At 64.3% G+C, this 22401-nt stretch carries 5 protein-coding genes; 1 reads left to right on the forward strand and 4 read right to left on the reverse strand.

Going from position 1 to position 22401, the window contains the following annotated elements:
* Positions 1-73 precede the first annotated feature (73 nt).
* From C3F38_RS25120 to C3F38_RS25130, 3 genes are all read right to left on the reverse strand, one after another.
* Positions 74-17926, reverse strand: a complete 17853-nt coding sequence (locus C3F38_RS25120) for a non-ribosomal peptide synthetase (protein ID WP_104456931.1) — start codon at positions 17924-17926, stop codon at positions 74-76.
* Positions 17927-18537: 611 nt separating this feature from the next.
* Complete coding sequence (locus tag C3F38_RS25125) at positions 18538-19227, reverse strand: LrgB family protein (protein ID WP_004936833.1); 690 nt, start codon at positions 19225-19227, stop codon at positions 18538-18540.
* Positions 19220-19642, reverse strand: a complete 423-nt coding sequence (locus C3F38_RS25130; RefSeq protein ID WP_028127545.1) for a CidA/LrgA family protein — start codon at positions 19640-19642, stop codon at positions 19220-19222. The genes C3F38_RS25125 and C3F38_RS25130 overlap by 8 nt, the downstream gene beginning before the upstream one ends.
* Positions 19643-19781: 139 nt before the next feature.
* Here C3F38_RS25130 and C3F38_RS25135 point away from each other — a divergent pair, with 139 nt between their 5' ends.
* On the forward strand, positions 19782-20669 hold the full coding sequence (locus C3F38_RS25135) for a LysR family transcriptional regulator (RefSeq protein WP_055313629.1): 888 nt from the start codon (positions 19782-19784) through the stop codon (positions 20667-20669).
* Positions 20670-20743: 74 nt separating this feature from the next.
* Here the strand turns inward: C3F38_RS25135 and C3F38_RS25140 are convergent, their stop codons facing one another.
* On the reverse strand, positions 20744-22393 hold the full coding sequence (locus C3F38_RS25140; protein WP_055317021.1) for a Na+/H+ antiporter: 1650 nt from the start codon (positions 22391-22393) through the stop codon (positions 20744-20746).
* Positions 22394-22401: the final 8 nt, after the last annotated feature.

Consider the following 22401-nt stretch of genomic DNA (forward strand, 5'->3'; position numbering starts at 1 on the left):
TTCACGCTAAAGCGCGATGAACCAAAAAAAAGCCCTCTTGCGAGGGCTTTCTCATCGGATACATCCCGCCGGCTTACGCCTGTTCGAGCTCGCGCAACGCCAGATTGAAGTGTTGCCCCAGCTCACGCCGATGAACCGGATGCTCCATCATCGACACATGATCGCCGTTGACCTGGCTGACGCGGACGGTCGCCGGCGGCAGCAGCCTATCCCACCCCAACGCGGAAGCGTCTTCGCGGCAATATCCCGCCTGTTTGATCTTCTGCCAATACGCCTGGAACTGTGCGTTCTGCGAATTGACGGAAACCTGCTCCTGCTTCGCCTTGAACAGATGGATTTTCAGCGATGCGGGCTGCACCAGGGTCGCTTCCACCAGTTTGGCGTAGTGGTGCCGCTGCTGCCAGAGCGCCGCCTCGTCGGCCACTTCCTCACGCTGAGTCTTGATCCCGGCGCGTTGCACGGCCGCGATCGCCTCCGGCAACGGCAGCTCAGCCAACTGCTGACAGAACTGCGGATCCGGCCTTTCCTGCGTTGACTCCACCCAGTTCAGCAACAGCTGGACCGGGCTGTGCATCGCCGCCACCGGCCGCAACGTGTCGATCAACCCCAGGAAAGCGACCGCTTCCCCGGCCGATTGCAGCTGCTCGGCGATGGCATAGGCCAACACCCCACCGGAAGAGTACCCCGCCAGATGGTATGGTCCCTGCGGCTGCACTTCGCGAATCAACGCCACGGCGCTGGCGGCCATATCGGACATGGTGGCCGGCTTCTCCTCCACCGCCGGCCACGGCACGGCGTAGACCGGGAAGGTCTCGTCGATCTCCTTGGCCAATTCAAACACGTAGGAGTGGTCGCCAAAGCCGGTCGGAACGAAGAACAGCGGCGGCCGGCTGCCGCTGCTGCGAGCCGGCACCGCTTTACGCAGCGGAGCCTCGGCGGTGCGACGATCTATCCGCTCGGCCAGCTCGGCCAATATCGGATGGTTGAAGATCGCCTGTACCGGCAAGGTGATGCCTTGCTGACGCAGCTGGCTGGAAAGACGTACCGCCAGCAGCGAATGGCCACCGAGCTCGAAGAAATTGTCGTGGCGCCCTATCTGGCCAACCTCGAGCAGCTCACACCATACCCGCGCCAGCGTCGTTTCGGTCTCCCCCTGAGGCGCCGCATACTCCCGAATGCCGACTGCCGCGCGCTCCGGCTCCGGCAAGGCGCGCCGATCCAGCTTGCCGTTGGCGGTCAACGGCAGCGCATCCAGCCAGACATAAGCCGACGGCACCATGTACTCCGGCAAACGTTCGCTCAGATAAGCCCGTAGCTGTCCCTGCAACGCGCTGCGGTCAACGTCGGCCGTCGGTACGATCCAGGCGACCAGGCGCGGATGGTGTTCCGTCGAACAAACCTGCACCACCGCTTCCCGCACCCACGGGCTCGCCGCCAGCTGCACCTCAATCTCGCCCGGTTCGATGCGGAACCCGCGCAGCTTGATCTGCTGATCGCATCGCCCCTGGTATTCAAGACTGCCGTCCGGCAAGTAACGCGCCAGATCGCCGGTGCGATACATGCGGCCGCCACCGACCGGATTGAACGGATCGCTCAGGAAGCGCTGTGCCGTCAGTTCCGGTCGGTTCAGGTAGCCCAACGCCACCCCCACGCCGCCGATGTGCAATTCCCCCACCGCCCCCATCGGCACCGGGCGCCCGCGGGCGTCCAGCAAGTAAGCGCGGGTATTGCCGATCGGTTTCCCAATCGGCAAGCGCGCCTCCCCTTCAGCCCGCTCGATACGTGCCGTTGTCGCAAAGGTGGTGGTCTCCGTCGGCCCATAGGCATGGATCAGGTGCACCGGCCCCCGCTCTTGCAACAGCCGCGCATAAGCGCCCGGATCCTCTTTCTCCCCTCCGCTAATCAGATATTTCAACTGCGCCAGTGCGCCGCTGATGCTGTGCACATACTGATTGAACAGCGCAGTGGTCAAGAACAGCGTGGTGATGCGATGGCGTTGCAGTTCGGCGGCCAGACGCTCGGCCTCCATCATCACTTCCGGCGCGATCACCACCAGCGCACCACCATTCAACAGAGCGGCCCAAACCTCCATCGTGCTGGCATCAAACGCCGGGTTGGCGGCAAAGGCGATGCGGTCGTCGGCGTCAAAGGTGGCGTAGCGGTTGTTGCGCACCAGACGCGTGATCCCCTGGTGCGGCGTCATGACGCCTTTCGGCGTCCCGGTCGAGCCGGAGGTATACATGATGTAGGCCGTCGCGCCGCTCGACACGCGCAACGCCGGGTTACCGTCATGACCTTCAGCGTCGCGATCCTCGACCGTCAGTTGCGGAATGCCTTCGTCGCCGACGGCGTCCGTCAGCATCAGGCAGGCGCCGCTGTCATCGGCGATCCAAGCCTGGCGCGCGGCCGGCAGTTGCGGATCGATGGGGACATACGCCGCCCCGGCCTTGATTACCGCCAATTGGGCGCAGACCAGTTCGATGCTGCGCGCCAGCCGCACCGCGACCCGGTCGCCCGGTTGTACGCCGCGCTCAATCAGCCGATGCGCCAACCGGTTGGCGCGCGCATTCAACTGTGCGTAGCTGAGCCGTTGCGCATCCTGGATCAAAGCGATGGCCTGCGGCGTCTGCCGCGCCTGCTGTTCAAACAGTTCGTGCACGCAGGTATCCGCCGGGTAAGCTTCCGCCGTATGATTCCAGCGGCACAGCTGCAGCGCATACTCTTCATCCGGCATGACCTCCAGTTCGCAGACCGGTGTCTGAGGCGCCTGCTCCAATGCCTGCGCCAATGCGCTCAACGCCTGCGCCATATAGCCGCACACGCGCTGCGCTTCAATCGGCTGCCTGACCTGCGCCGTCAGGCCCAGCGAATCACCGCCGTCCTCGACCGACAGCACGAACGGATAGTTGGTGCGTTCCTGGCTATCGAGCAGCGTCACGCCGGTCGGCAATGCGGTGTCCTCGCCGCTGTTATGCCGGTAGTTCAGCAAGGCACTGAACAGCGGCGTGCCCGCGGCGACGCCGCTGCAGCGCTGCGCCAACGCCAGCGGCGCATGCTCATGGGCCAGCAACCCGCTCAGCCGGATGTGCGCCTGCAACACTGCCGATTCCGCGCCGACCTCGTTGACATCCAGCCGTAGCGGCAGAGTATTGATAAACAATCCGAGCGCCCGTTCCGCCCCGTCTCCGGCCTGCATACGACCCAACAATACGGTGCCGAACACCACCTCATCGCGGCCGGTAGCGCGCGCCAATACCTGCGCCCAGGCCAGGTGGCACAGGCTGGCCAGGCTGACGCCCAGCCGCCGCGCCTGCCGCCGCAGCTGTTGGTTGAGCGCATGCGGTAAGGCCAGGTGCGCCGTCGAGATATCCCGCCCTTCGCCATGCACGTCGCTCAGGCCGAACGGCAACGACGGCTCATCGATATCCGCCAGCATAGTGCGGAAGAACTGTTCGTGTTCGGCCTTGCTGACGCCGAGCCTTGCCTGCGCCACCGCGTTGCGGAACGGCGGCGCCTTGGCCAGTTCGTCCCCGCGCCCGGCCAGGATCAGGTTGATTTCCTCCTGCATCACCGCCAGGGTCGAGTGGTCGCCGATCAGGTGATGCCACTGCTGGAGCACGCACCAACTGCCTTCTTCCCCCTGTGCGGCAACAAAGCTCAGCAACGGTGCGCGCGTCAGATCAGGCCGCACGCGGCGCGGATCAAACACCGCCGTCAGCCGCGAACCGATCTCGCCCTCCGCCGGATTGAGCCGCAGTTCTCGCAGCGACAACTCGGCCTTGCGCCACACCACCTGCACCGGCGAGGACACGCCCTGCGTGATGAACGCGGTGCGCAGAATGTCATGGCGATCGATCACCTGCTGCATCGCCGCCAGCCAGGCGTCCAGGCGCGCACGGCTGTCGAAACGCAGCACCGCGGACAGCTGGTACGGGTCGCCCCGTTCCGCCAGCAGATGGTGGAACAAAATCCCCTCCTGCAGCGGCGACAAGGCGTAGATGTCCTGTACGTTGGCCACGCCGCCCGGCACCTGCGCCACCACCGCGTCGATCTCCGGCTGGCTCAGCGTCGCCAGCGGCAACATCTCCGGCGTAATGGCTACGCAGCCCGGTAGGATGCCGTTGGCCGGCACGCTCACTTCTTGCTGCGTGACCAACGTCTGCGCCAGCGTTGACAGCGTCGGCGCGGTGAACAGCGTTTGCACCCCGGCGCTCAGCCCGACACGGCGCAGCTGCGCCATCAACTTCACCGCCAGCAGCGAATGGCCGCCCAATTCGAAGAAGTTATCGTGGCGCCCGACCCGCTCAAGGCCCAGCAGCTCGCGCCAGATCCCCGCCAGCAGCGTTTCCAGTTCGCCTTCAGGTTCGGCGTAAACCTCACGCACGTAGGCGTCCTCCTGCGGCTCAGGCAGCGCGCGCCGATCCAGTTTGCCGTTCGGCGTCAGCGGTAGCGTATCCAGCGCCACCCAGGCCGCCGGCAGCATAAACTCCGGCAACATCCCCGCCAGATACTGTCGCAGCGTCACCGCCAACGCCTGGCGATCCGCGTCAGCCTCCGGCACCACCCAGGCCACCAGCCGCTTATTGTCCGCTTCGCCGAGGACATCCACCACCGCTTCGCGCACCGCCGGGTGACCGGCCACTCGCGCCTCGATCTCACCGCATTCGATGCGGAAGCCGCGAATTTTCACCTGCCGATCGTTGCGTCCCAGGTAGTCGATATTGCCGTCCGGCAGATAGCGCGCCAGATCGCCGGTGCGGTACATCCGCTCGCCTGGGTTAAACGGATCCGCCAGGAATCGCTCTGCCGTTAACTCTGCGCGGTTGAGATAACCCAGCGCCACCCCGGGGCCGGCGATGTAGATCTCGCCGGTCGCGCCGAGCGGCACCGGTTGCCCATGCGCATCCAGCAGATAAATCCGGGTATTGCCGATCGGCCGCCCGATAGGCAAACGCTGCCAGGGATCCACCCGCTCGATCGTGGCCGTCGTGGCAAACACCGTACTCTCGGTCGGCCCATAACCGTTGATCAGCCGTACCGGCCCAGCCTCTTTCAGCAAGCGGGCAAAGGCGTGCGGATCCGCCGCTTCACCGCCGCTCAGCAGATATTTCAACTGCGCCAGCGTCGCGGCGATGCTATGGACATATTGGTTAAACAACGAGGTGGTCAGGAACAAGACGTTAATCCTTTGCCGCACCAGCGCCGTCGCCAACGCCTCGGCTTCCGTCAACACTTCCGGCGCAATGATCGCCAGACTGGCGCCATTCAACAGGGCTCCCCACATTTCCAGCGTGCTGGCGTCAAACGCCGGATTGGCGGCGAAAGCGAAGCGATCGCCGCGTTCAAACGACGCAAAACGATTGTTGATCGCCAGCCGGAGGATGCCTTGATGCGTCACCATGACGCCTTTAGGCGTACCGGTCGAGCCCGAGGTATACATGATGTAGGCCGGCGCGTCGCCGGCGCGAGGCACCGCCGGATCGTGGGTCGGATTCTGCCGCAGCCGATCGATACGCAGGCATGCGATCTCGCCGGCTATCTCGCGGTCGAGATCGCGATCGCACAGGATCAACGACGCCCCGCTGTCGCCGATGATCCACGCCTGCCGCGCAACGGGCAGGTGCGGATCGAGCGGCACATAAGCGGCCCCCGCCTTGAGGATCGCCAACTGGGCGATGACCAGAGAAACGCTGCGTTCAAGCGACGTGGCCACGCGATCGCCTGGGCGCACGCCCTGTGCGATGAGTTGGTGCGCCAGTTGGTTGGCGTGGGCGTTCAATTGGGCGTAGCTCAGGCTGTCCCGATCGTTCACCACCGCAACGGCGTCCGGCGTGCGCTGCGCCCACTGTTCAAACAGGACATGGGCGCTGCTCTGCGCCGGATAAACTTCCGCGGTTCGGTTCCAACCGTACAACAACAGTTCGCGCTCGGCAGCCGGCAGCAGATCGAGATGCGACGCAGGCTGCGTAGCATTTGTCGCCATCGCCCGCAACACCTGCACCAGGTAAACGCCGTAACGCTCGGCGGTAGCGCGGTCGAACAGCGCGGTGGCGAAGTTCAGCGTACCGCTGATTTGCTCGTCGCGCTCCGCCAGATCGAGCGTCAAATCATACTTGGCGATCTGATAGCCCAACTCGGCACTCTCGGCCTGCAGCCCAGGCAGCGAGATATCGCGCACCGAGCCGTCCTGCCAGGCCAGCATCACCTGGAACAGCGGGGTATAACCCAGGTGGCGCGGCGGATTGACCAGCTCCACCACCTGCTCGAACGGCAGATCGCGATTTTCCTGCGCCGCCAGCACCGTGTGGCGGATCCGCGCGATCAGCGTCGGCAGATCCGGATCGTCGCGAAGATCGATGCGCAGCGCCAGCGTGCTGACGAAGAAGCCGACCAGCGATTCGGTTTCCAGCCGGCCACGGTTGGCCTCCGGCGTACCGATCACCAGCTCCTGCTGCCCGGCCATGCGCGCCAGCACCAGGCTCCAGGCCGCCAGCACCGTCATGAACAGCGTACCGCCATGCTGCCGGCTGAACTGCCGCAGCGCCAGCGTCAGCTCGGCGTCGATCGCGATCGGCACCTCCCCGCCGCTGAAAGACTGCACCGTCGGACGCGGCCGGTCGGTCGGCAGCGTCAGCAGCGCCGGCGCATCGCTCAGCGTTTCGCGCCAGTATTGCGCCTGCGTCGCCAGCCGCTCCGGCGTCAGATAGCGACGCTGCCAGGCGGCGTAATCCGGGTATTGCAGCGTCAGCGGCGGCAGCGGATCGGCATCGCGGCGACGGAAAGCGCCGTACAACGCCCCCAGTTCACGCAGCAGAATGCCGGTCGACCAACCGTCGGAAATGATGTGATGACAGATGAGCAGGAACAGGTGCTCCTCATCCGCCAGGCGGATCAGCGCGGCGCGCACCAGCGGCCCCTGCGTCAAATCAAAAGGCGCCTCCGTCAGGCGCTGCGCGAGTTGCCGCGCCTGGCTCTGAGCATCCTGCTGCCCACGCAGATCGTGAACCGTCAACGGCAGCGCGTCTGCCGGCAGAATGTGCGCCTGCGGCTGCCCCTCGACGGTGACAAACCGGCTGCGCAACGCTTCGTGGCGGACATAGAGCGCATCCAGGCTCTGCCGCCAGGCGGGCAGATCCAGCTCGCCGCGCAGGTTCAGCGCCAGGGGAATATGGTAAGTTTCACTCAGGCCTTCCAACTGCGTCAGGAACCACAAACGTTGCTGAGCAAACGACAGCGGCAACGCGGCGCCGCGTGGCATAGCCTCGATCGGCGGCAACGCCTCATCGGTTCTCCGCAGTTGCTGCGCCAACGCCAACAGCGTCAGGTTGGCGAACAGGGTCTGCAACGGCAGCTGCCATTCCACCTGCTGCAGACGGTTGGTCAGACGCACCGCCAGCAGCGAGTGGCCCCCCAGTTCAAAGAAGTTATCGTGGCGACCTACCTGCTCCACGTTCAGCAGCTCGCGCCAGATCCCCGCCAGCAGCGTTTCGTGTTCACCCTGCGGCGCTTCATACGCCGCCTGGCTCTGCGTCCCCTGCGGCTCCGGCAACGCCCGCCGATCCAGCTTGCCATTCGGCGACAGCGGCAACGCCGCCACCACCACCCAGGCCGACGGCACCATATAGTCCGGCAGCGCCGCGCTCACATGCTGCCGCAGCGCGCCCGCCAGCGTCTCTTCCGCCACGTCTGCGGCCGGCACCACCCACGCCACCAGCCGTTTGTCGTCGCCCACCGCCCGCGCATCCACCACCGCTTCGCGCACCGCCGGGTGCGTCGCCAGCACCGCCTCTATCTCCCCGCATTCGATGCGGAAGCCGCGGATTTTCACCTGCTGATCATTGCGCCCCAGGTACTCGATGTCGCCGTTCGCCAGATAACGCGCCACGTCGCCGGTGCGGTACATCCGCCCGCCCGGCGCGAACGGATCGCTCAAGAAGCGCTCCGCCGTCAGTTCAGGCCGGTTCAGGTAGCCCCGCGCCACCTGCACCCCGCCGATATACAGCTCGCCCACCGCCCCCAGCGGCACCGGCTGCCCGTGATCGTCCAGCAGATAGATACGCGTGTTGGCGATCGGCCGCCCGATCGGCACCGACACCCGGTCCGCCTCCCGCGAACAGTGCCAGGCGGTAACGTCCACCGCCGCCTCCGTCGGCCCATACAGGTTATGCAACTCCGCCTGCGGCAGCCGGCGGTAAAACTCCGCCACCAGCGCCGCCGACAGCGCTTCCCCGCTGCACATCACCCGCACCACCTGGCCGCAGCGCGACGCCGCCTGCCCGTCCGCCAGGAAGCTTTGCAGCATCGACGGCACGAAGTGCAGCGTGGTAACGCCGTACTGTTCGATCGCGCGGCTCAGGTAGTCCGGATCCTTGTGCCCTTCCGGCTTCGCCATCACCAGGCGCGCGCCGACCATCAGCGGCCAGAAGAACTCCCACACCGAGACGTCGAAGCCGAACGGCGTTTTTTGCAGCACCGTGTCCGCCGCCGTCAGGCCGTAGGCCTCCTGCATCCACACCAGCCGGTTGACCACTCCGCGGTGTTCGTTCATCGCGCCCTTCGGTTTACCGGTCGAGCCCGAGGTGTAAATCACGTACGCCAGGTGCGACGCCTGCGCGCGCCGTTCCGGGTTCTCGGTGCTCAGCGTATCCGGCAACGCCGCCTCCAGCGCCAGCTGCGGCGTCGCAGGCTCGCCCAGCGCCGCGCGGCCGGCGGCGTCCGCCAGCAGCAGCACCGGGTCGGCATCCTGCAGGATGTACTGCAGGCGTTCGCCCGGATAGGCCGGATCGAGCGGCACATAGGCGCCGCCGGCCTTGAGGATACCGAACAGCGCCGTCACCATGTGCAGGCCGCGTTCGGCGCACACCGCCACCCGGCTGTCCGGGCCGACGCCGCGCGCTATCAGCGCGTGCGCCAGCCGGTTGGCACGGGCGTTCAGCTGGGCGTAGCTCAGGCTTTCCGCTCCGCTCACCAGCGCGGTGGCGTCCGGCGTGCGGCGCACCTGCTGCTCGAACAGCGCCGCCAGCGTCTGATCCAGCGGGTAGTCACGCTCGGTGCGGTTCCAGCCATGCAGCAGCAGTTCGCGTTCCGCCTCCGGCACCACCGCCAGTGAACACACCGGCGTCTCCGGCGCCTGCTCCAGCGCTTGCGCCAGGGAGCTCAGCGCCTGCACCATATAGTCACACACCCGCTGGGCATCGACCGTCTCGGTCACCTGCGCCGTCACGCCCAGCGAATCGCCGCCGTCCTCCACCGATAACACGAACGGATAGTTGGTGCGCTCTTCGGCGCTCAGCAGGCTGACACCTTCCGGCAACGCCACTGCTTCACCGTTGTTGTGGCGATAGTTGAGCAAGGCGCTGAACAGCGGCGCCCCAGGGCTGACGCCGCTGCAGCGCTGCGCCAATGCCAGCGGCGCATGTTCATGCGCCAGCAGCCCGCTCAGCCGCACGTGTGCCTCTCTTGCCGCCGTCTCCACGCCTCGCCGATCGATGTCCAGACGCAACGGCAACGTGTTGATAAACAACCCCAATGCCCGTTCCGCGCCTTCGCCGCCCTGCAGGCGACCCAGCAATACGGTGCCGAACACGACCGCGTCTCGCCCGCTGACGCTCGCCAGCACCTGCGCCCAGGCCAGGTGGCACAGACTGGCCAGGCTGACGCCCAGCCGCCGCGCCTGTCGCCGCAACCGCAGGTTCAGCGCCGAAGAGAGCGCCTGGTAGCGGCAGGCGATTTGCCGCCCTTCGCCGTGCACGTCGCTCAGGCCGAACGGCAGCACCGGCTCGCGGATATCCGCCAACATGTCGCGGAAGAAGCTTTCGTGCTCCGCCTCGCTGAGAGCCAGGCGCGCCTGCGCCACCGCATTGCGGAACGGCTGGGCGACGCCCAGCTGTGCCCCACGGCCGGCGAGGATCTCGCCGATCTCTTGCTCCATGAAGGCCAGCGTGGAGTGATCGCCAATCAGATGATGCCACTGCTGCAAGGCGCACCAGCTGCCGTCCTCCTCCTGCGTGACGGTAAAGTTGAGCAGCGGCGCGCGGGTCAGATCCTGCCGCTGCTGCAACGGATCAAAGCTGGCCGCCAGCTGTTGCCAAATCGGGCCGTCAGCCGGATCGAAACGCCGCTCGCTCAGCGCCAGCTCAGCCTTGCGCCACACCACCTGTACCGGCGAGGACATGCCCTGCGTGATGAACGCGGTGCGCAGAATGTCATGGCGATCGATCACCTGCTGCATCGCCGCCAGCCAGGCGTCCAGGCGCGCACGGCTGTCGAAACGCAGCACCGCGGACAGCTGGTACGGGTCGCCCCGTTCCGCCAGCAGATGGTGGAACAAAATCCCCTCCTGCAGCGGCGACAAGGCGTAGATGTCCTGTACGTTGGCCACGCCGCCCGGCACCTGCGCCACCACCGCGTCGATTTCCGGCTGGCTCAGCGTCGCCAGCGGCAACATCTCCGGCGTAATGGAGGCCCCGCCCGGTAAAATCCGGTTTTCCGGTATGTCGACCTCACCTTGCGCGCTCATCGCCTGCGCCAGCGCCGACAGCGTCGGCGTTGAGAACAGCGTCTGCACGTTCGTTCCCCAACCGGCGCGCCGCAGCTGAGCCATCAACTTCACCGCCAGCAGCGAGTGGCCGCCCAATTCGAAGAAGTTATCGTGGCGGCCCACCTGCTCCACGTTCAGCAGCTCGCGCCAGATCCCCGCCAGCAGCGTTTCGTGTTCACCCTGCGGCGCTTCGTACGCCGCCTGGCTCTGCGCCCCCTGCGGCTCCGGCAACGCCCGCCGATCCAGCTTGCCGTTCGGCGACAGCGGCAACGCCGCCACCACCACCCAGGCCGACGGCACCATATAGTCCGGCAGCGCCGCGCTCACATGCTGCCGCAGCGCGCCCGCCAGCGTCTCTTCCGCCACGTCTGCGGCCGGCACCACCCACGCCACCAGCCGTTTGTCGTCGCCCACCGCCCGCGCATCCACCACCGCTTCGCGCACCGCCGGGTGCGTCGCCAGCACCGCCTCTATCTCCCCGCATTCGATGCGGAAGCCGCGGATTTTCACCTGCTGGTCATTGCGCCCCAGGTACTCGATGTCGCCGTTCGCCAGATAACGCGCCACGTCGCCGGTGCGGTACATCCGCCCGCCCGGCGCGAACGGATCGCTCAAGAAGCGCTCCGCCGTCAGTTCAGGCCGGTTCAGGTAGCCCCGCGCCACCTGCACCCCGCCGATATACAGCTCGCCCACCGCACCCAGCGGCACCGGCTGCCCGTGATCGTCCAGCAGATAGATACGCGTGTTGGCGATCGGCCGCCCGATCGGCACCGACACCCGGTCCGCCTCCCGCGAACAGTGCCAGGCGGTAACGTCCACCGCCGCCTCCGTCGGCCCATACAGGTTATGCAACTCCGCCTGCGGCAGCCGGCGGTAAAACTCCGCCACCAGCGCCGCCGGCAGCGCTTCCCCGCTGCACATCACCCGCACCACCTGGCCGCAGCGCGACGCCGCCTGCCCGTCCGCCAGGAAGCTTTGCAGCATCGACGGCACGAAGTGCAGCGTGGTAACGCCGTACTGTTCGATCGCGCGGCTCAGGTAGTCCGGATCCTTGTGCCCTTCCGGCTTCGCCATCACCAGGCGCGCGCCGACCATCAGCGGCCAGAAGAACTCCCACACCGAGACGTCGAAGCCGAACGGCGTTTTTTGCAGCACCGTGTCCGCCGCCGTCAGGCCGTAGGCCTCCTGCATCCACACCAGCCGGTTGACCACCCCGCGGTGTTCGTTCATCGCGCCCTTCGGTTTACCGGTCGAGCCCGAGGTGTAAATCACGTACGCCAGGTGCGACGCCTGCGCGCGCCGTTCCGGGTTCTCGGCGCTCAGCGTATCCGGCAACGCCGCCTCCAGCGCCAGCTGCGGCGTCGCAGGCTCGCCCAGCGCCGCGCGGCCGGCGGCGTCCGCCAGCAGCAGCACCGGGTCGGCATCCTGCAGGATGTACTGCAGGCGTTCGCCCGGATAGGCCGGATCGAGCGGCACATAGGCGCCGCCGGCCTTGAGGATACCGAACAGCGCCGTCACCATGTGCAGGCCGCGTTCGGCGCACACCGCCACCCGGCTGTCCGGGCCGACGCCGCGCGCTATCAGCGCGTGCGCCAGCCGGTTGGCACGGGCGTTCAGCTGGGCGTAGCTCAGGCTTTCCGCTCCGCTCACCAGCGCGGTGGCGTCCGGCGTGCGGCGCACCTGCTGCTCGAACAGCGCCGCCAGGGTCTGATCCAGCGGGTAGTCGCGCTCGGTGCGGTTCCAGCCATGCAGCAGATGTTCCCGTTCGGCGAGCGGCAACAAATCGATATGGGATACTGACCGTGGGCTATTCAACGTCATCGCCCGCAGCGCCTGTACCAGGTAAACGCCGTAGCGTTCGGCGGTGGCGCGATCGAACAGCGCGGTGGCGAAATTCAGCGTGCCGCTGATGCCTTCGCCGGTATCGGCCAGATCGAGCGTCAGATCAAACTTCGCCGCGCTGTATTCCAGCCCGGCCAATTCGGCCTGCAGCCCAGGCAGCGGAATATCGCGCACCGAGCCGTCCTGCCAGGCCAGCATCACCTGGAACAGCGGGGTATAGCCCAGATGGCGCGGCGGGTTGACCAGCTCCACCACCTGCTCGAACGGCAGATCGCGATTTTCCTGCGCCGCCAGCACCGTGTGACGAACCCGTTCGAGCAGCGTCGGCAGATCCGGATCGTCGCGAAGATCGATGCGCAGCGCCAGCGTGCTGACGAAGAAGCCGACCAGCGATTCGGTTTCCAGCCGGCCACGGTTGGCCTCCGGCGTACCGATCACCAGCTCCTGCTGCCCGGCCATGCGCGCCAGCACCAGGCTCCAGGCCGCCAGCACCGTCATGAACAGCGTGCCGCCATGCTGCCGGCTGAACTGCCGCAGCGCCTGCGTCAGCTCGGCGTCGATCGCGATCGGCACCTCTCCGCCGCTGAAAGACTGCACCGTCGGACGCGGCCGGTCGGTCGGCAGCGTCAGCAGCGCCGGCGCATCGCTCAGCGTTTCACGCCAGTATTGCGCCTGCGCCGCCAACCGCTCCGGCGTCAGGTAGCGACGCTGCCAGGCGGCGTAATCCGGGTATTGCAGCGTCGGCAGCGGCAGCGGATCGGCATCGCCGCGACGGAAAGCGCCGTACAACGCCCCCAGTTCACGCAGCAGAATGCCGGTCGACCAACCGTCGGAGACGATGTGATGACAGGTGAGCAGGAACAGGTGCTCCTCATCCGCCAGGCGGATCAGCGCGGCGCGCACCAGCGGCCCCTGCGTCAAATCGAACGGTTGAGTGGCCGCCTGACGGCACAGCGTGTCGGCTTGCGCGGGGTGACGTCGCAGATCGTGGAACGCAAGCGGCAGCCCGTTTGCCGGCAAAATCTGCACCTGTGGCCGATCTTCCCGGGTAATGAACCGGCTACGCAGCGATTCGTGACGCGCATAGAGCGCATCCAGACTATGTTGCAGCGCCTGCCGGTCCAACCGGCCGTGCAGCCGCAGCGCCAGGGGGATATGGTAGGTTTCGCTCATCCCCTCCAACTGGGTCAGGAACCACAGGCGTTGCTGGGCGAACGACAGGGGCAATTCGCCGTCGCGCGCCACCGGCAGTATCGGCAGCGGTTCCTGAGCCGGCGCAACTTCCAGCGCCTGCGCCAGCACGTGCAGTACCGGGCTGGCGAACAGCGCCTGCAACGGTAACTGCCATCCGGCCTGTTGCACGCGGTTAGCCAGGCGCACCGCCATCAGCGAATGCCCGCCCAGTTCGAAGAAGTGGTCATAGCGACCGACGCGCTCTACGCCCAGCAGCTCGCGCCAGATAGCCGCCAGCAGGTTTTCCGCCTCGCCCTGCGGCGGCGCATAGGCTTCACGCACGTAGGCGTCGACCTGCGGCACCGGCAGAGCCCGCTTGTCCAATTTGCCGTTGCCGGTCAGCGGCAACGCCTCCAGCCAAACGTAAGCCACCGGCACCATATAATCCGGCAGCCGCGCCTGCAGATGCTGACGCAGCCCGGTCGCCAGCGTAGCGCGTTCGGCTTCCGGTGCCGGAACCACCCACGCCACCAGTCGCTTGCCCCCATCGCCATCGTCAATCGCGTCCACGGCTGCACTGCGCACGCGCGGATCGGTACTCAGCTGTGCCTCCACCTCGCCGCATTCGATGCGGAAACCGCGGATTTTTACCTGCTGGTCATTGCGCCCCAGGTATTCGATATCGCCCCCCGGCAGATAGCGCGCCAGATCGCCGGTACGATACATGCGCGCACCCGGCGCCCGGTTGAAAGGATCATCGAGAAAACGTTCCGCCGTCAATTCGGGCCGGTTCAGGTAACCCCGCGCCACCCCTTCGCCGCCGACGTAAAGTTCGCCGATCGCCCCCATCGGCACCGGTTCGCCGTCGGCGCCCAGCAGATACAAGCGCAAATCCGGGATGCGGCTGCCGATCGGACTGGTGGTGATCGCCGTATCCTGCGCCGACAGCGGCCGATAAGTCACATGCACCGTGGTCTCGGTGATACCGTACATGTTGATCAATCGTGTCTGCCGGTTCTCTGGACGAGCAAACCACGGCGCAAGATCGGAAGGCTTCAGCATTTCGCCACCGAACACGATCTCGCGTAGCTGCTGGCGCGCTTCGCTGTGCGCCTGAGCCTGGATAAAGGCTTTGAAAGCACTCGGCGTCTGGTTCAATACCGTGATGCCGCTGCGGCAGACGAAATGATAAAAATCCGGCGCCGAGCGGGCGATCGCCTGCGGTACGATGAACAGCTGGCCGCCATACAGCCAGGCGCCCCAGATCTCCCAGACGGAGAAGTCGAAGGCGAATGAGTGGAACAGGCACCACCTGTCGGCGGCGCTGAAGTTGAACCAGGCGTTCGTCGCGCTGAACAACCGCGCGACCTGCCGGTGCTCCACCATCACCCCTTTGGGTTTGCCGGTCGAGCCGGAGGTATAAATCACATACGCCAGGTGCACCGGGCGCACCCCGACATCCTGCAGATCGTCGCCTTCCCCCGTCAGTGGCTGTTCCAGCGCCAGCAGCGGCACCTCGCAGTCACCCAGCGCTTGTCGGCCAAGCTCATCCGCCAACAGCAGCACCGGCGCCGAGTCCGCCAGGATGTACTGTAGCCGCTCGCCGCTATAGGCGGGATCCAGCGGCACATAGGCGCCGCCGGCTTTGAGGATCCCCAGCAGCCCGACCAGCATCGGCAGCCCGCGCCCGGCGCACAGCGCCACCAGGCTGTCCGGCTGCACGCCAAGCTGTACCAGCCGATGGGCCCAACGGTTCGCCTGGGTATTCAATTCCGCGTAGGTCAGGCTGTCATCGCCATACGTCACCGCGATCGCCTCCGGCGTCCGTCTGACCTGTGCTTCGAACAACCGGTGCAGACAAGCCGCCGGCGTGTGTGAAGCGACGGTGTGGTTGAGGCCCTGCAGCAACTGCGCACGTTCTTCCTCGGAAACCAGACTGAGTTCGCCGACGGTGCGACGATGAGAACCCGCCCTCACCGCGTCGTTGAGCAGCATCAGCAGATGTTGCGTCGCACGCAACATCTGTTCGTCAGCCACGGAGGCGGCGTCGTAGACCCAACGGAAAGCGCCGTCAGCCTTGCAGATTTGCAATACCGCGCGCGAACCGGAAGCCATGATGGCGGCAACCCCCTCGTCTTCAGGCTGCAACCCCTGCGCCGAGCGCCGACTGACGATCGATACCGCCGTCGGCCACGTCTGAGGCGCTCGCAGGTCCGCATCGCGCGTCAGCAACGCGGGATGATAATCGGCATGAGCGCGCAGCTGGCTATATTCCTGTTCCAGCGCGGCCAACGCCTGCTGGAAATTGCTGGTGTGATCAACAGAGATCTGCAGCGGCAGCACGCGCGCGCTCAGGTGGGCCCAACGACCCCAATTCCGATCGTCCGGGCTGATCCACCCCAGCTGAAAATCGGTTTCATTGCACATACGCGCCAGATAAAGGGTTGCTGCCGCCAGCACCTGCTCGCCGGCAATTTTTTCCAGGCGCTGCCAGGCCGTCGCCTGCCAGCGTGCGGGAAGATCCGCCTGGCGGCCAGGCCCCGGCGGGAACGGCGCCGGATAATAACGCGTCAGGCGCGGTTGCCAAAACGCGGCGCTATCGGCGCTGGCGCCATACGCCGCGCCTAACAGCGAGGCTTCGGCAGCGTTAATCGTCGGCAAGACCGAGCCGACAGACAGGCCGCAGGCCTGCGCCAGCGCATCGCCTGGCTGAGTCGAGCCGTCGGCGCGCAAGAACGGCCCGACGTGCACCACGCCGGGGCTCGCGGCAATCACCCAGCCGTCGGCCTCGACGTGCAGCAGGGTACCGGGGTGGGCCTGTCGCTCATCGCTCACCGCCTGCAGCGCCGTCACGCCCAACACGCGATCCGCCAGCAGTATCTTCGCCGCGCATCCCGCGCCATGGCTCAGCGAGCTCACCAGGCGCTGCAGCGCCTCAGCCGGGCGATCCCAACGAATGATGCCGCCGGCAGGCGGTTGCCGACGATTGGTGTAAAAGCTGCCGCCGGCCTCGGCATCCGCCAGCGCCGCCACTTGCCGATCCAACGCCTCGATCGTCCCCGCCGTTGATGCGTTCAGCGCCCGTAAAATAAACTGGAAACGGCGCTGCAAAACATCCAGATCGCCTAATGAATTTGCATAAGCGGCGTCAGAAAAAGTGACGTCCAGCTCATTCGCCTGCTGGTCTTCATACAGCATAATCTGTAGATCGCCGGACGGAATATTCCCGCCATAATACCAACGGGTGCGGCATCCCCAGAAAGGATCGCCGTGGTCGAAAGAAACAATGTTAATTGAAGGGCCAAACCAGGCGGAATCCGTCGCGCCATTGTCACGCCGAATGTCCTCCCCACGATATAATTGATGGCGAACCACTTTTGCTATTTCGGCCGCAACCTTTTGGATAAATTCGGCCAGGCTCAGCTGGGGTTCGACCTTGATAATCAAAGGGACAACGTTAGAGGTCATACCAATACTGTTTCGTTCTCTCGTCCCGGTCACCGGCATGCTGAAATTAAGATATTCACTGCCGGTCAGGCTGTAGAAACATAATGCTACGGCGGCGGCCAATATATGTGCGCGGTGTACACCGATATTGTCAGCTTGTTGCTGCAGCTGATCCAATGCCTCTTTTTCCAGCAGCTGCGTGTTGCGGTTCATCGCGGCGTCCGGAGTCAATATGGCTCTACGCGACAAACTCTGCGGCGCAGCGGCAGTATATTCCCGCCAAAAAGCCTGATCGGAAGAAAAGCGTGAGGAATCGCGGTATTTGATGTCGTTTTCATAAAGCAGAGAGAAATTGCAGTTGGCGAATTCAGGGATGACGCCGCCGGACGCCAGCGCGTTATAGTAAGCCGCGATGCGTCGCATCACTTCCTCGGCACTGCGGCCGTCGGTGATCATATGGTGGAAACGCCGATAGAGGACATAGCGCTGCGGAGCGAGCGTAATCACATGAAAACTAAAAGGTTCCTCTCCCGTGGCACGGCGCGGCAGCGCCGCATCCGCCACCATCCAGCGTCTGGCCGCCTGGAGGGGATCGGGTTCCTTACTGAGATCGAGTGTGAACAGCGGCTCATGTGTGCGTGGCGCGCGGTATTGATAAAGCTCACCGTCTTTTTCCACAAAATGCGCTTGCAGAGCCGGCGTTTCTTCGACGATAGCATCGATGGCTTGCCGCAGCAGCTTAACGTCGAGAGGCCCGTCAACCAGCCCATAGCCCCAGATATTGAACGACAACTCTTTGGAAATGTTTTCCCCCAGCCAGAGTTCACGCTGGGCGATAGTCATTTCATGCAGTTCGACTTTCTCCGCCGCGGCCTGAGCATCCGTACGGAATTCCCCACTCTTCACATCAGTTTGTTTGTTCATAATATTCTCTAGCACGTTTTCATTACGTTAATGAAAGGGACCGTCCGGATTTAGGCAAAGCCTGGCCGTCCGACAGTTCAAGTCAGAATAAAAAACCGTAGAAAAGCTGGGTTTCCCCCCAACTAAGAAAGAATGAAATGGTTAATCCAGAGGTTCCCCCTGTGCCTCAATTTGTAGAGCTGTGAAGTATAGGAGAGGATATTTTTTTTGGCGAAATGTGCGAAAGGGAATAAATGACCATTTTATTTCCCCGATATTACTTAGGGATGACAAGCGTATTCCTCTTGTATTAATCCGATATAATTAGAGAGAAATTCATATTCTTTTTTATTGTTCACTATAGTTAATGTGCAACAATGCTTACGATAAGAGCCTCTCCATATCAATAAGTTATACTTTATTGTTTTAATGATAATGATTTATTATTTAATTAATTCATTACCATGAAAAATGACCGCCAATTTTGCCCGCGGCGCATCTATCGTTTTTTGTTATAACGATGGGAAAAATTATGCTGAAAAATTTCTTCGTTTTTTCGGGCGCTCATCGACGGCACCGTTCCCAACGACAGACAATGTAAAATGGGGCGGCAGAGCGCGCCCCGAGAGGTCTTACCACATCAGCCGGCCGATCAGTGGCGCGGCCACCACCGTGATAATGCCGGCCAGCATCATCACCAGGCTCGACACCACGCCCTCCTGCGGCCCCAGTTCATAAGCGCGGGCGGTGCCGGCGCCGTGCGACGAGGCGCCAAACCCGGCTCCCTTGGCCAGGCGGCTGCGCACCGCCAGCCGCAGAAACAGAATGTCGCCCACCGCCATGCCGAACACCCCGGTGATCACCACGAACAGCGCCACCAGATCCGGCTGCCCGCCCATCTGTTTGGCGGCCTCCAGCGCGAACGGCGTGGTGATCGAACGCACCGCCAGGCTGCGCTGCACCTCTTCCGGCAGCGTCAGCAGGCGCGCCAGCCACACCGAGCTGTACACCGCCACCAGCACCGCCGTCGTTACCCCGGCGGTCAGCGACAGCCAGTGGCGGCGGATGATGTGCAGGTTCTCGTACACCGGCACCGCGAAGGCGATGGTCGCCGGCCCCAGCAGCCACAGCAGCCAGTGGGTTTCACCGATATAGTCCTGATAGGAGATGTGGGTGACCACCAGCAGCAGCACCAGGATCATCGGCGTCAGCACCAGCGGCATCAGCAGTAACGTGCGGCGGCGGCGATAGAGTTTCTTGTTGGCGAAATACAGCGCCAGCGTCGCCAGAAAGCAGGCCAGGCTGAGGATAAAGTCATTCATGGCGCTGCTTCCGTCGCTGCAGCCAAATCTCCAGCCGATACACCCTGTCCACCACCAGCCCGGTGGCGCCCAGCGTCAGCATGGTGCTGATCGCGATCACCAGAAAGATCTTCCAGCCCTCGACCATCAGCAACTGAGCATAGTTGACCACCGCCACCACCGCCGGCACGAAAAACAGCAGCATTTCCGCCAGCAGCCAGCGGGAGCCGGCCTTGACCCAGCTCAGCGGCAGAATGCGCAGCAGGATCAGCGCCAGCAGCATCAACATGCCGACGATATTGGCGGGGAGCGGCAGGTGGAATTGTTGCACCAGACGATCGGCGATCAGGAACAGCGCCGCATACAACGCCACCTGAATCGGCACCTGCAAACGGGTCAGCAGGGAGGGGGCAACGCGGCGTAACGCCAGAGACATGAAAGATGACCTCAAACAATAATTGACGGCCTACAGTATACGCAGCCGGGAAACCACGCCTGAAATGAATTAAAATTATCGACATCATGCCGTCCGGGAATAGTTTCCCGCCGGTAGCGCCCTCAAGGAGAACCCTAACGTGGATGTCCGCACCCTGCGCTACTTCGTTGAAGTGGTGCGCCAGCAAAGCTTCACCCGCGCGGCGGAAAAACTGTTCGTCACCCAGCCCACCATCAGCAAGATGCTGCGGCATTTGGAAGAGGAGCTGGAATGCACGCTGCTGATCCGCGAAGGCCGCAAGCTGCGCCTGACCGACAGCGGCCAGGCGCTGTATCAGCGCGGCCTGACGATCCTCGACGAATTCCGCCAGCTGGAGGCGGAGCTGGAAGACATCAGCTCGGTGAAAAAGGGCGTGCTGCGGCTGGGCATTCCGCCGATGGTGGGCAGGCAGATCGCCGATCTGATCCGCCGCTTTCGCCAGACCTACCCCGGCATCGAATTGAAAATTTCCGAGCTGGGCGGGCTGTCGGTCGAACAGGCGGTGATGTCCGGCGAACTGGATCTGGCGATGACGGTGCTGCCCTTCGATTCGGAACAGCCGCTGACCTTTCTGCCGCTGCTGGGCCATCCGATGTGCGTGGTGGCGCCGCGCACGCCGCAGTGGCTCAACCGCACCAGCATCAATATCGCCGAATTGGCCGACAGCCCGATCCTGATTTATAACGAAGACTTTGCGCTGTACAAGATGCTGATGAAGGCGTTTCGCCAGGCCGGTTTTGAACCGCAAATCGCGGTGCGCAGCGGCCAATGGGACTTCCTCGCCTCGATGGTGCAGGCCGGCGTGGGCATCGCCATGCTGCCGGAGCCGGTCTGCCGCTGGCTGGACAAGGAAAACCTGGTCTGGCTACCGCTGGAACCGCGCATGGAGTGGAAAATCGGGCTGATCTGGCGCCAGGGCAGCTACCTGTCGCACGGCGCGCAGGCCTGGATCGCCTGCTGCCGCGACTACTGGCCGCCGCTCAAGTAGCCAAAAAACAAGGGCCGCACAGGCGGCCCTTCGGGACAGAAATAAAGAGGAAAACATGATTCCTCTTCTGAGGTTTACCCTTCGCGTTCGATCAGCAACGCTTCGAGCAGGTCGAGATCGTGCAGCAGTTTTTGCAGCGTCTCGTTGCTGATTTTCTGCGTGGCGCGCAGATGGTACAGCTCGCCGCGCTCGGCGCGCAGCGCCGTCAGGCGGAAACGCCGCTCGAGGTTTTCCATCGCCAACGCATTCTCGATATCGTCTTTCGACGCGATGCGCCGCCGTAGCATGCCCGTCACCCGCGAACTGACCTCTTTCAACACCTGCGGATCGAGGTTCTCTTCGGTATCGGCGACCAGACGCTCTTCCATTTTATTCACGCTCTCGATTGCCACTTCAGCCGCCATGGCGATCGCCATGCGCTCTTCGTGCTTGCTGGCGCTCTTGTCGGCCACCTGAACGCCGCGCAGCAGCAGCGGCAATGCCAGCACGCCGACGATCAACGACAACAGGATCACCCCGGCGGCGATAAACACCAGCTGATAGCGCGCCGGGAAGGCGGTGCCGTCACTCAGCAACAGCGGTATCGACAGCACACCGGCCAGGGTAATCGCCCCGCGCACCCCGGCGAACGACGCCACCCACAGCTCACGCGTGCTGTAGTCGCCAAACTGCAGCGGGCGCTTTTTCATAAAGCGGTTGCTGGCCTTCTTCATCACCCACAGCCAGGTGAAACGCAGCACCAGCAGCGCGGCGTAGATGGTGGCCACGTCGGCGAACAGGTACCAGGTCTGGATGCTCGGATCCAGCTCCGCCTGCAGGATAGAGGTTTCAAGAATGCCCGGCAGCTGCAGGCCCAACATGATGAACACCATGCCGTTGAACACGAACTCCAGCATGGCCCATACGCTGTTGGCGCGCAGGCGCATCGCCAGCGGCGCGTTGCGGATCACGCCGGATTGGCTGATGGTCATCCCCGCCGCTACCGCCGCCAGGATGCCGGAGACGCCGATGTGTTCGGCGATCAGGTAAGAAGCGAACGGCAGCAGCAGCAGGAATACGATCTGAGTCGCCGGATCGTCGCCACTCCAGCGGCTCATCACCCGCAGCGATTTACTGTAGGTCCAGGTGACCGCCACGCCGGCCAGCAGGCCGCCGATCGCCACTTTGAGGAACTCGAGGGTTGCGCCGCCCACGGTGAACACCATGGTGCCCATCGCCACCGCGATGGCGAACTTGAGCGACACCAGGCCGGATGCGTCGTTCATCAGCGCCTCGCCTTCGAGCACGCCCATGATCGGCTTGGGAATGCGCCCTTTGCCGACGATGCCGGACAGCGCCACGGCATCGGTCGGCGACAGCACCGCCGCCAACGCGAAGGCCGCCACCAGCGGAATGCCCGGCACCATGGCGTAGATCAGATAGCCGACGCCGACCACGGTGATCAGCACCAGCACCAGCGCCAGGCCGAGAATTTCACGCCCGTGGTGCAGGAATTCGCGCGTTGGCGTTTTCCAGCCGTCGGCGAACAGCAGCGGCGGGATGAACAGCACCAGGAACAGTTCGGGATCAAAGTCGACGTGCAGCCCGAAATGCGGCCAGGCCAACAGGGCCCCGATGGCGATTTGCATCAGCGGCAGCGGCACCTGGAACGGCAACATGCGCGTCACCACCCCGGACAGGGAGACCACCAGGATCAAAATGAGGATTGTAAAAAAGATTTCCATGCTTTCCT

This window comes from Serratia sp. SSNIH1, from assembly GCF_002935055.1.
GTDB classification, from domain to species: Bacteria; Pseudomonadota; Gammaproteobacteria; order Enterobacterales; family Enterobacteriaceae; genus Serratia; species Serratia nevei.